The organism is Nostoc sp. LEGE 12447, from assembly GCF_015206985.1.
Lineage (GTDB): Bacteria > Cyanobacteriota > Cyanobacteriia > Cyanobacteriales > Nostocaceae > Nostoc.
In genome coordinates, this window is record NZ_JADEXT010000060.1 from 1 (window position 1) to 12295 (window position 12295).

At 45.6% G+C, this 12295-nt stretch carries 9 protein-coding genes and 1 pseudogene; 3 read left to right on the forward strand and 7 right to left on the reverse strand.

Annotated elements, in window-relative coordinates; genetic code table 11:
* Positions 1 to 119: pseudogene (locus IQ274_RS32500) on the forward strand (IS630 family transposase); the annotation flags it as partial.
* Here IQ274_RS32500 and IQ274_RS32505 read toward each other — a convergent pair.
* The 4 genes from IQ274_RS32505 to IQ274_RS32520 all read right to left on the reverse strand — a co-directional run bounded on the left by IQ274_RS32505 (position 102) and on the right by IQ274_RS32520 (position 7375).
* Entirely contained in the window at positions 102 to 344 is a 243-nt protein-coding gene (locus tag IQ274_RS32505; protein WP_194144746.1) for a hypothetical protein, read from the reverse strand. The pseudogene IQ274_RS32500 and the gene IQ274_RS32505 sit on opposite strands and share 18 nt — an antisense overlap.
* Positions 345 to 743: 399 nt before the next feature.
* Positions 744 to 926 (reverse strand): hypothetical protein, encoded by a 183-nt coding sequence (locus IQ274_RS32510; protein WP_194144747.1) that lies wholly within the window; start codon positions 924 to 926, stop codon positions 744 to 746.
* A 295-nt stretch (positions 927 to 1221) separates the two neighbouring features.
* Positions 1222 to 6216, reverse strand: coding sequence for a beta strand repeat-containing protein (locus tag IQ274_RS32515; protein WP_194144748.1), 4995 nt, complete (start codon positions 6214 to 6216; stop codon positions 1222 to 1224).
* A gap of 64 nt (positions 6217 to 6280) precedes the next feature.
* The gene (locus tag IQ274_RS32520) at positions 6281 to 7375 is read right to left on the reverse strand and encodes a TIGR03032 family protein (protein WP_194144749.1); all 1095 of its coding nucleotides are present in this window, start codon (positions 7373 to 7375) and stop codon (positions 6281 to 6283) included.
* A 606-nt stretch (positions 7376 to 7981) separates the two neighbouring features.
* On the opposite strand from IQ274_RS32520, the gene IQ274_RS37885 reads away from it, so the two are divergent.
* Entirely contained in the window at positions 7982 to 8215 is a 234-nt protein-coding gene (locus IQ274_RS37885; RefSeq protein ID WP_322745408.1) for an adenylyl-sulfate kinase, read from the forward strand.
* 17 nt (positions 8216 to 8232) lie between these two features.
* Positions 8233 to 8562 (forward strand): adenylyl-sulfate kinase, encoded by a 330-nt coding sequence (locus IQ274_RS37890; RefSeq protein ID WP_322745409.1) that lies wholly within the window; start codon positions 8233 to 8235, stop codon positions 8560 to 8562.
* A gap of 81 nt (positions 8563 to 8643) precedes the next feature.
* On the opposite strand, the gene IQ274_RS32530 is transcribed toward IQ274_RS37890, so the two are convergent.
* From IQ274_RS32530 to IQ274_RS32540, 3 genes are all read right to left on the reverse strand, one after another.
* The gene (locus IQ274_RS32530) at positions 8644 to 9861 is read right to left on the reverse strand and encodes a hypothetical protein (protein WP_194144750.1); all 1218 of its coding nucleotides are present in this window, start codon (positions 9859 to 9861) and stop codon (positions 8644 to 8646) included.
* Between the two features lie 220 nt (positions 9862 to 10081).
* Positions 10082 to 11686 (reverse strand): hypothetical protein, encoded by a 1605-nt coding sequence (locus IQ274_RS32535; RefSeq protein WP_194144751.1) that lies wholly within the window; start codon positions 11684 to 11686, stop codon positions 10082 to 10084.
* 314 nt (positions 11687 to 12000) lie between these two features.
* Positions 12001 to 12255: a helix-turn-helix domain-containing protein gene (locus tag IQ274_RS32540; RefSeq protein WP_012413141.1), complete on the reverse strand. Its 255-nt coding sequence runs from the start codon at positions 12253 to 12255 to the stop codon at positions 12001 to 12003.
* Positions 12256 to 12295: the final 40 nt, after the last annotated feature.

The following is a 12295-nucleotide window of genomic DNA, read 5'->3' on the forward strand; positions in this document are numbered from 1 at the left end:
GTGCTTTAATTCCAAAATTCTCTCATCTAAAGTGGATGTTTGAGTGGTTCATTCAAAATACTACTTTTGATTTTCCGTCTCTTCAGATGTACGGAGCTTTTTCAAAAATCAAATACTAATCCTATAGTGGGTACAGATTCTGAGAAGCTATGAAGCAAGTTATTGCTCATTAGAGTACTGCCTCCAATAACGCTCAGGTCATTCTCTGTTTGGATATTAGAACCATTGTCAAGAGAGACATTTGGAGCAATTTGAGCCAGCCCATAACTCCCAGGCAAAATACTTCCCCCAGTTATGAGAATACTCAATAAACTTCCCCAACGACTAAAATGCCAACTAAACATTGCACACCTTTATGAACAGCAATAACGCTACACTAATTAGTTAAGTATAAATCAGGTTAATCGCTATCTATTACTTAGCTACAGGTCTACTGTTTTTTCACTCCAAAATTTACCTTTTTCGCAGAAAGCAAAAAAATATCACAAAACTTTATATTTAAGCTTTGAAACTCCTGCATTTACTACTCATATCAAGCCACCAACACCCCATCCACAATCGCAACCCCCCACTGCGGAAACTTCGCCAGCAATTTCTTGATCACGATCTGCAAAGCCGGATCGTCATTCCAGCACGAGAGCAAGTACTCAAACCCCGGATTCTCCCCGGAATTCGCTGCAACTTTGAGTTTCTGCATATGCTCCGGTCGTATATTTGACAAAAGCAACAATCGCCTCATTTGACTACTTTTCAGCACTGGGGACAAGCGCGGCGGAACTTTCACCCTCATGAGCTGCTTTGATCTCTACACCCGAAACTGAATTTTCAGTCATTAAGTCAGCAGAAAAGCGATGTCTACGACGGGCTACGCCTACGCACCTGGTCAGATATACGCCATATCTCTGCATACTGGACAACACAGTCATACTGTTTCACTTTAAGATTGATACAGATGACAAGCAGGGGGAGCAGAGGAGGCAGGGGGAGCAAGAATAGTGATATTTATTTGTATCAATAATTTCGTGAAATGGTATGACACGCTTTCAAAAGCCTGAGGCGAAGCGCCCCTCAAGGGCGCATGAGCCGTTTCTTCAACACGCGGATTTTAAGATCCCCCCTTAAAAAGATATGCGTTACCCATAACACTTGTAGAGACGTAGCAGTGCTACGTCAAAACAATTCTTTTTCACCAGATGTCTACCATTCCGGGTTTTGAGCAAACTATGCTTGCAGCACAAAATCAGATGCAGTGAGAGTTGGGGTACCAGTTAGAGTTGCAAATAGTCCACCACTGCCAAAACCAGCTGCGTTGCCATTTTGGTTGTAGAACAACTTACCATTTAGAGGATCGTAGACAATTTTTGCCATGCTAGTCGCTGCTGAACTTGTGATTTGAAAATCAGTGATGTTACTAAAACCAGTTCCGGCAGCAGAAGTAATTGTACTAAAGGTAGTTTTATCCAGTACAATCTTGTCACCTTTGCTGCTTTGGAAGTCAGCGATCACATCAACACCAACAAAGTCAGCATTACTGTTGTAAAGGAAAAGGTCAGCACCCACACCACCGACAAGGACATCATTGCCTTTGCCACCCACAACAGTATCATTGCCTTCTCCACCAATGAGAAGATCATCGCCTTCACCGCCCCGTAATAGGTCATTTCCACTATTACCATTGATGATGTCGTTACCTCCTTGACCATTAATCACATCATTGGAATTGTCAAAACCCGCGACGTTATTGTTAAGGTCATTCAAAAAAGTGACGGTGTTCTTGTTAAAGAGATTAGTTTGAGTGGAGTTGGCATTGAAGACATCAAAGCTGTCAGTTATACTGGTTTGTTCATCAAACAGGATATTACCAATAGCAGGTTGTGAACCATTTGCTGGTAAATTATCCAGGTTTTCTAATTTGAAGTTTTGCAGAGTAACTTTGCCAGAAGCTGCATCTGAAAAGGTGAGTTCTAAGTTATTCCCATTTTGAGTAAGTTGCAGATTTTGGGCAGTTAAACCACTACCGATAAATTGCAATGTATCCAGTTTGGTAATCACCGTTGCTGATGGATTTGAGCCTCTACCAGTACCAGCAAAATCAGTGATGGTGTCGTTCCCATCGCCAAGGCGGAAGAGAAAAGTATCATTACCCGCAAAGCCTGTGAGAATATCATTGCCTTTGCCACCAGCGATCGCATCATTTCCTGGAGTGCCAGAAATGGTATCGTTTTGGTTAGTGCCAGTAATCTTAGTACCAACTGCGATCGCAACCGTAGCAGTACTAGTCAGGCTACCATCGCTAATGGTGTAATTGAAGTTGGCATTGCCACTCAACCCATTAAATGGGGTAAACACAATCAAATCATCCGCCGAGTTGCTCGATGTGCCATTATCATTTAGCACAGCAGTACCGTTAGTTACATCGCTTACAGCAGTAATACTGAGGTTACTGTTATCGATGTCGGTATCATTAGCCAACAGGGTACTAGCAAGGATGGTAGTAGCAGTATTAAAACCAGCAGTCAAAGTATCATTGACGGCAATAGGTGCATCGTTGACTGGTTTGACGTTGAGATTAAAAGTACCTGTAGTGTTGCCGCCATTGCCATCAGCGACAGTGAAAGTGAAGTTGTCAGTGCCGTTGAAATTGGCATTGGGGGTGTAGATAAAGAAGTCGTCACTGGGGTTGTCTGGAGTGTTGTTGTCGTTGAGTGCTAGTGTGCCATTAGTGGGGTTAGTGAAGTTGCTAATGCTTAAAGTATCATTATCTAAATCTGTAAATCTACGTAGAATATCTCTAGTAAGGATAGTTACGGCTGTATCTTCGTTGGTGGTAGCCACCGTGGCAAAGCCAAAGACCACGTAGGTCTCCCCAGCACCACGTTGACCGTTGGAGGAGGCACTTGATGCAGCGATAATTAGGTCATCAAAGCCGTCACCGTTAATGTCCCCCGCACTGCTGACGGAGCCGCCTGACCCGTCACTCGTATCAACGCCGTTAATTACAAAGCCGTTGCTGCCATTAAGTGAGGAGAGGTTGAGACTGGCTCCAAACCCACTGTTGCTGCCAAACACCACGTAGCTTGACCCGGCATTATAGTGTCCGTTGGGGTCGGCAAAAAATGCCCCTATAATCAAGTCATCGAAGCCGTCGCTGTTGATGTCTCCCGCACTACTGACTGAAGTGCCTGAGCGGTCATCCATATCAATGCCGTTAATTACAAAGCCGTTGCTGCCATTAAGTGAGGAGAGGTTGAGACTAGCTCCAAAGCCACTGCTGCTGCCAAACACTACATAGCTTGATCCGGCATAAGACTGACCATTGGGGTCGGCACCAGATGCCCCTATAATTAAGTCATCAAAACCGTCGCCGTTGATGTCCCCCGCACTGCTGACGGAGCGACCTGAGAAGTCACCTGCATTAATGCCGTTAATTACAAAGCCGTTGCTGCCATTAAGTGAGGAGAGGTTGAGACTGACCCCAAACCCACTATTGCTGCCAAAAACCACGTAGCTCTCCCCGGCACCAAGTTGACCATTGGGATCGGCATTATATACCCCGATAATCAGATCGTCAAAGCCATCGTCGTTGATATCCCCCGCACTGCTCAAAGACCAGCCTGAGAAGTCACCTGCATTAATGCCGTTAATTACAAAGCCGTTGCTGCCATCCAAGGAGGAAAGGTTGAAACTGGCCCCAAACCCACTATTGCTGCCAAAGACCACGTAACTTGACCCGGCATCATACTGACCGTTAGGGTCAGCACGATTTGCCCCGATAATCAGGTCATCGAAGTCGTCGCCGTTGATATCCCCCGCACTGCTCACAGGATTGCCTGAGTTGTCATATCTATTAATGCCGTTAATTACAAAGCCGTTACTGCCATCCAAGGAGGAGAGGTTGAGACTGTCCTCAAACCCACTATTGCTGCCAAAGACCACGTAGCTTGACCCAGCACCTGAGGGACTGTTGAGGGAGGCACCTAATGCCCCGATAATTAGGTCATCAAAGCCGTCGCCGTTGATATCCCCCGCACTGCTAACGGATTGGCCTGAGAAGTCATATCCATTAATGCCGTTAATTACAAAACCGTTACTGCCATTGAGCGAGGAGAGGTTGAGACTGGCTCCAAACCCACTGCGGCTGCCAAAGACCACGTAGCTCTGCCCGGAACGAATTTGACCATTGGAGCGGGCATCTCTTGCCCCGATAATCAGGTCATCAAAGCCGTCGCCGTTGATGTCCCCCGCACTGCTGATAGAAATACCTGAATAGTCACCTGCATTAATGCCATTAATCACAAAGCCATTGCTGCCATTGAGCGAGGAGAGGTTAAAAACTGAATTAAGCTTGGGTGCATCATTGACTCCGTTAATGGTCAAATTAACGCTAGCTATATCAGTTAAACTGCTGTCATTGCTGGTGGTGTATGTAAAGCTGTCAGTACCGCTTTCATCGACAGCCAAACTTTCAAATTGAGCATTTGGATCGTAGGTCAAGCTGCCATCAGCATTAAGGGTAACTAAGGCACCAGAACTCAAGGTAATGGGAGTGCCAACAACAACTGTCCTACCATTGACAGCCGAAATCGTTAGGGAGTTAATATCGTTATCTAAGACCTCTATGTTAACGGCAGTGTCTTCGTCGGTGCTAACTGTGTCATTAACTGCAACAGGAGGTTTATTAGTAGGTGTAGGAGATGCAAAGCCAAAAACCACGTAGCTCTCCCCAGCACCTGACTGACCGTTGGGGGAGGCACTAGGTGCCCCAATAATCAGGTCATCAAAGCCGTCGCTGTTAATGTCTCCTGCACTGCTGACGGAGATGCCTGAGTAGTCACGGCTATCAATACCATTAATTACAAAGCCCTCGCTACCATCCAGAGATGAAAGGTTGAAGTCGGAACCAAAGCCACTGCTGCGACCAAAGACCACATAGCTCTCCCCAGCAAACTCCTGACCGTTGGGGTCGGCAGCAAATGCCCCAATAATCAGGTCATCAAAGCCGTCGCCGTTAATGTCCCCTGCACTGCTGACGGAGATGCCTGAGTAGTCACGGCTATCAATACCATTAATCACAAAGCCGTTGCTTCCATTCAAGGAGGAGAGGTTGAGACTAGCTGCAAACCCACTGCTGCTGCCAAAGACCACGTAGCTTGACCCAGCATTATACTGACCGTTGGGTTTGGCACCAGATGCCCCAATAATCAGGTCATCGAAGCCATCGCCGTTAATGTCCCCGGCACTGCTGACAGAGCGGCCTGAGTAGTCATATCTATCAATGCCATTAATTACAAAGCCGTTGCTGCCATTGAGTGAAGAGAGGTTGAGACTGGCTCCAAACCCACTGCTGCCAAAGACCACGTAGCTTGATCCGGCACTAAACTGACCGTTGGGGTCGGCACGTAATGCCCCGATAATCAGGTCATCAAAGCCGTCACCATTGATGTCCCCCGCACTGCTGACGGAGCCGCCTGAGTTATCACCTGCTGAGTTATCATCTGCATTAATGCCGTTAATCACAAAGCCGTTGCTGCCATTGAGTGAAGAGAGGTTGAGGCTGGCAGTAAAGCCACTACTGCTGCCAAAGACCACGTAGCTCTCCCCAGCAAACTCCTGACCGTTGGGGTCAGCACCGTATGCCCCAATAATCAGGTCATCAAAGCCGTCGCCGTTGATGTCCCCCACATTGCTGACAGAAACCCCTGAGCTGTCAAGCTCATCAATGCCGTTAATCACAAAGCCGTTGCTGCCATTCAGGGATGAGAGGTTAAAACTGGCATCGAAGCCACTATTGCTGCCAAAGACCACGTAGCTCTCCCCGGCATCATACTGACCGTTGGGGTCAGCACGATTTGCCCCGATAATCAGGTCATCGAAGCCGTCGCCGTTGATGTCCCCCGCACTGCTGACGGAGCGACCTGAGTAGTCCAATTTATCAATGCCGTTAATTACAAAGCCGTTGCTGCCATTGAGTGAGGAGAGATTGAGACTAGCTGCAAACCCACTACTGCTGCCAAAGACCACGTAGCTTGACCCTGCTCTATCCTGACCGTTGGGGTCGGCACTTCTTGCCCCGATAATCAGGTCATCGAAGCCATCGCCGTTGATGTCCCCCGCACTGCTGACAGAGCGGCCTGAGTAGTTCAATTTATCAATGCCGTTAATTACGAAGCCGTTGCTGCCGTTGAGGTCAGATAAATTTAAAACTGCATTCGCCATTATTGTTGATTCTCCAAGTTGTGTTGTTTATCGAGTTTAGAAACGTGAAATTTCACCTCTAGACTCATCCCATCGTCACCATCCGCCGAATTTCATCACTCTTAAAGCCGATCGCCATTGGACGACGCACCCCTTGTAGTGCCACCACGTCGTATAATTCCATTACGGCTCCCTCTATTCGCAGAGAATGCACAATATCTCCAGTCCGCAGGTCAATCACCAGTAGCCCACACCGAGGTTCGACGTTTTTTTGTTGTAATTTCTCATCTAGGGGCAAACCACTAAAGGTCTTGTTGTGCCTGGGCTGAGAAATCCCCACGATCGCAAAGTTGCCATGAAATGCACAACCACGCATATATCCCGGACAAAAAGCCACGGGTTCAAAGCTGCCTCGTTCCAAATCTACGTAGCCAAAATCCCCTGTCCCAGAGTTGAGTAACCACAATTTGTCTCGATACCACCGAGGAGAATGGGGCATAGAAAGCCCCTTAATTACTATCTCGTTACTCTCCACATCAATGACGCAACCACCATCAGCCCGTTTGTCCCGCCATCCTTCTGCTGCATCTGACTGACTAACAACAGTGACATATCTGGGTTGACCATCTCGCATTGCCAACCCGTTCAAATGACACCTATCTTCTGCTGCCAATTTACTAATAAATGGCGGTTGCCACAGGGAAATGAAACTATGGGTGGGACTAACTTTGGCTAAACAGCTAAATAAGGTATTGACAAATATCAGATTCTCTGAATCATTTAAGCCACCACTGGGAATTTTCCCCTTTGGGAATGGGGAATTACTCAGGGCGATATCATGAATGTCTAAGTCTCCCGTCACATAACTTATCTGGGGCAAATAAACAGCATCGTAGTTGTCGTGAACTTGCCCCGGTTGTAGGATGTTTTCAAAGCGCCATAATTGATAAAGCGAACTCATATACAAACTGCTGCCATAGGCATACAAACCCATGCAGCGTTCAAAGGTGCGCTCAAATACTGATAGTTTGCCGCCTTGTTGCAAGCCGATGAAAAATAATTTACCTGCTTGATATGTAGTGAAAGCTAGACTGAGATTCTGTTCTAACAACCAAGGGGTGAACTGCCGTGAGGCATTTATTTCTAAGCTATTAGTTGCAGTTACAGGATTTTGATTCATTTTTTCTACCAGGGAGGAGGATAAAAAATTATCCTATCCCGATGTAGGTTTTTTGCCTCTTCAATTATCTCTTAAGTAGAATCACATAAACTGCTTCACCAAATCTTGAAGATATAAGTTTTTGTAAAAGCTTATACATTGCTAAAGAAACATTATATTAACTTTATTCTTTGTCTGAATATATTTTGTTTGCTGATTAAAATTGATGAAAACGCATTTTCTTGTTGTCCCATAAATCATTCTGTGGTAGTGACTTTTGCCAAAATTACATAAGTAAATTTTATCAATAGAAGCTGACGACACCCTTACGTAAGCAAAAATCAAGTTCATGCAAGCTTCATATAAGGGATTTACAAGAAATAAATTTAGGACTTATGCATCAAGCTATGAAATATAGAGGCAATTCATGAATTGCCCCTACTAATGGGATAGACCATTAGTTTTGAGATAATTGTTGAAGAAGGTAGGAAGCAGAGGGCAGAAAGAACTTTTTCGTTGGGGGGGTACAGACTCCTTTGTTAATCGACGGTGCTGGTGCTGATACCCGCCCCCACCTAGCTCACTCGTCGGCAAACCGCTATATGATGATTATGTATTAAATCAAACATGAAACACCTTGGTGCAATTCTCTGGCTAACTGGGTTAAGTGGTGCTGGCAAAACAACGATTGCTCACAATCTAGACCAAAAACTGCAAACGCGAAGTTACCCAACAGAAATTCTAGATGGTGATATAGTTCACATCTATCTTTCACAAGGTCTAGGCTTCAGCAAACAAGACCGAGATATAAATGTGCGTCGGATTGGCTTTGGGCTAACTTACTTAGTCGTAATGGCATAATTGCGATCATTGCCGCCATCAGTCCCTATCGTCAAGTTCGAGAGGAACTCAAAAAAACTTCTACCAACTTTATCGAAATTTACGTTTATGCTCCTATAGCCGTTTGTGAATCCCTTGATGTTAAAGGACTTTACGCATTAGCTAGAGCCGGACAAATTCAACATTTTACTGGGATCTCCTACCCTTACGAAGAACCAATAAATCCAGAGATTATCTGTCAAACCGATCGATTTACTGTTGAACAATGTGTTAACCAAGTGCTTCACTATTTAGAAACTCAAGGTTTGATTATCCTGAGCGGTCAGCTACTTAAAAGTGACGGACTTTTGGTCAATGTTGAGATTTAGAGAAGAATGAAATGACATGGCACCATTGTGCGATCGCACGACTCGAGCATTTTCAAGTTGTCGACGGGTACAGAATCTTTGCTACTCTTGCCACTTCACAAGCACCCTTTCCACCGCAACCAACCCCCACTGCGGAAACTTCGCCAGCAGCTTCTTGATCAAAATCTGCAAAGCAGGGTCATCATCCCAACACTCTTGCAAGAAATCAAACCCCGGATTTTCCCCCGAATTCGCTGCTACTTTCAGTTTCTGCATACGCTGTGGTCGTGCGTTTGCCCTTGCAACAATCGCCTCATGTGACCATTTTTCAGGATTTGGCACGGGCGCGGCGGAACTTTTACCCTCATGATCCACTTTCACTTCAACACTAAAGACTTGGTTTTCTCCTGACAACAAAGCTGAATTTCCCTGTTCTACTTGCCCCGGTGTTTGATTAGCGATCGCTAAACTTGAAGAAAATTCATTTTGGGCAACGGGCGCGGCGGAACAAGTCTCTTCATGAGGGAATATCGCCTCAACACCACAGTCCTGCTTTTCAGCCAACAACGGAACAGGTTGACTCAGTGCAGCATCCACAAGCGCTAGTGTCGTGCAGTTCATTGCCACAGGCAAGTCAACTTCATTCTCTGACACGCTCTCGACAGTCTTAGGCGAAGCGCCCCCCAAGGGCGCGTGAGCCGTCTCCTCTACACGCGAATTTTCTGTAAGCGTGTCAGAAACACTCCTCACAATCTCTTTTGAAGAGTTTGTGAGGAGTTTCTGACCAGTTCGTGAGGGTTTCTGGAACGCTTGTTCTGACTGACTTTTACCTAAAATAGATGCTTCATACAAAGCACCCATTTCTTCAGAGCCAGCATCTATCTCTGAAATCTCAGCACTTGGTTCTTGTTTTTCAGCATTTAGTTCTTGTTTTTGAGAATCTGATTGCTGATTAAAAGAATTGGCTTTCTCCCAAAAGTCCCTAATTCTGCTTCCATGTAGATTTTTGACAGTCCACCTCATCGTCTCGCGGCCATCCTGAATTGACTTGTCTGGCTTGAAAATGAACAAACCACTGTCAGATAGAATTTTCTTTGCAGAGATAAAAGTACTGTACCCCAAAGCACTTGTTAGAGGCATCCACCGAGAACCGTAGGGGTCAGCCGTCCAGCATTCCTGCCACAGTTGCGTAACTGAAGGCTTTTGTTGCGATGTCCACAACATATCTTCTATTGGAATAATCACATGAAGCCTTTTATATGGGGATTGTGGTTTACTAGCAGCCTTTTTGAGCCTGGGTTTTGTAATAGTTGCGGTCATTTTACAATCTCCTATTTATGTTGACGCACGGAAATTTCCCTACAGCGATTGCAGAGTTTGGTTTGATATTTATCGGTTTAAAAAATCATCAGTACATTTGGTAGTACAACTAGCTACATTGTTATAATCGTGCTGTTGTCTACCGTTTGCGGCGGAGACACTTTTCATAGGGTGATTGCACAGTTTTTAACTAAGCAATCGCTCTAATCAACAATTTCACCTACTCTTTTTCCGGTTGCCAGAATCGCAATTCGTCTCGGAAATACCTATCAGTCTTTTTCGATTGTTCCTTCCAACAATCCCAGGCAACCACCAACTCTTCGCCCAAGTCCTCTACAACTTCACCCCTCTCCACATACAAAGTGCGGTAGAGGTCAGCGTGGGCAACGATGGAGCCGATGCCAATTGTGTCCGGTTCAGTAGATGCGTTCTGGAGAGCAGTAATTAAATCAGTTTCTTGAATGGAAAGTTCAGCCCAGTAGTCCTGTTTGATTACCTCATACTCTTGCGCCACTGCCCAATAGTCCTCCCAGCTACACCCAGGTTTTGACAGTACCCGTCTAATATCACTAACCGCCTGGGGCAACATTTCCAATTGTTCGGCTCGGTAGGCGATCGCTGATGGTGTCGGCTCACTTCCCAGAATTAGCGCTGCCGCTTCGAGTGCTTGGGTGTTGTTCATGGCGCTGGCTAAGTTCTTCAACGCCATCCCCATCAACCGTAGACATTCTTGGGCATTCTCCTTGGGCGGTTCTTGGGCTAGCGATCGCAAATCAATAGTTTTCTCCAAGGCTTGCTTTACCTGCTTGTTCAAAGCTCTAGTTGCCTGTTGGGTCATGGTATTTCCCCATTCTTGAGAAGGGCGTTGTTGTACGGCGTGTTCTAGTTCCTGAATACGTTGCTGGAGTTGTTGATTTTCAGTCTCCAACTGCCGTAGCGATTCCATCTCATCTAAACGCTGCTGCAACTGGATATTTTCTTCTTTCTGTTGTTTGAAGAGTTGTTGCAGAGATTGGATTTGCTCTTGCACTTGTTCTTCTGCTTTGGCTGTGGCCTCTGTTTGCAAACCAATCCTCAATTCCTGGGAAAGTCGCTCTAACTCTTGCTGGTGTTGCTCTTTGAGTGCAGCGATCGCTTCTGTATATTCTGTGGGGTAAATGCGCTCTCTGGGGAAGGGAACGCTTGGGGTATCTAAATCAGCATTGTTGATCAACAACCTCTCACCATCAGCAAAGGTGACAATCTGCTGCCAGCGATTTGGTGCGTCTGCCTCAATGGTTCCCTCATCTCCATACCTTGGGTGTGACTGTTGTGAAACTGTGACTTTAGCGGATTTAGGAACCACTGGTTCCTCAATTTTGGGAACCATTGCTTCCTGAATAGATTGCTTTTTGCGTGGAAGTTGAGGAACCACAATATTTGCAGCAGCCGCAAAGTCTGATTCACCAGGGGACGGGTTATCTTTGAGAGCGATCGTTACAGCTTGTTTTAGTTTTTCTGGTTCCTTGACTAGCCGCAGCAGTGGACGAGCTTGGCGCTCATTTTTGATGTGTCCGCCCAACTCACCAACTGCGTCTATGACCTTTTTGGCTCCTAGCAGTTGGTTGATTCGTCGGTATCCACCCCAGGCGCATAATTCACGCTGGCAGTATTCTTCAAAGTTTTTATATCCAGCTTGCAGGTAAAGCTGTTGTTCCCTCATCTGGAGAATTTCATCTACCGCTTGCCACTCGAACCTATCGATGGCGGTGAAGGTTTCCTGGATGCTGGTGTTGACAACACTATAATCGAGTGCTGTTGTTTGTTCTCTGTCTAGTGTCAGCATATCTATTGCTCACTATGGTAGATGCCTAAAAGTTGGGGTGGTGCAGCTTAACCAAAGTGAACCCAGCAGATGATTTGGGGGATTTTTCAAAAAATGTGTCAGCATTATAGTTAGCTCACTTTGTCGTTAACGGATTGAGCAGGCGATCGCTAACTTTGGACGGTGGGCGATCGCTTCTAGTTGTTGTGCTATTTATCTAAAGATAATTCCAGTAATTACTCCGATTGTTAGTTGCAAAAAATACAATTACTAAATTTATATACTAATGAGGCAATAACGTTTGCTTTATGCTAACCGCATCATTAGTAGAAAAATTATTCCATCTCTTGCACTAAAGCAGCTTTAACCTCGGCATCAAAATTTACACCAAGGGCATCAGAAAGCTTACGCAAAGTTTCACGCGGTAAAGACTTTGCATCTTCTGTTTCTATACGATAGAGGTTCCCAACACTCATACCAGCCTGGGCTGCTACCCAAGTTGGGGATAGACCCTTGGACTCTCTAATCTCTCTAATCCGAGTGCCTAGACCAGGCAAATCAACCGACAAAGTAACTTGCATTAAGTTCATAACTTCACTTCTCCATTAATGTAAGCAAATCATAGCGCTT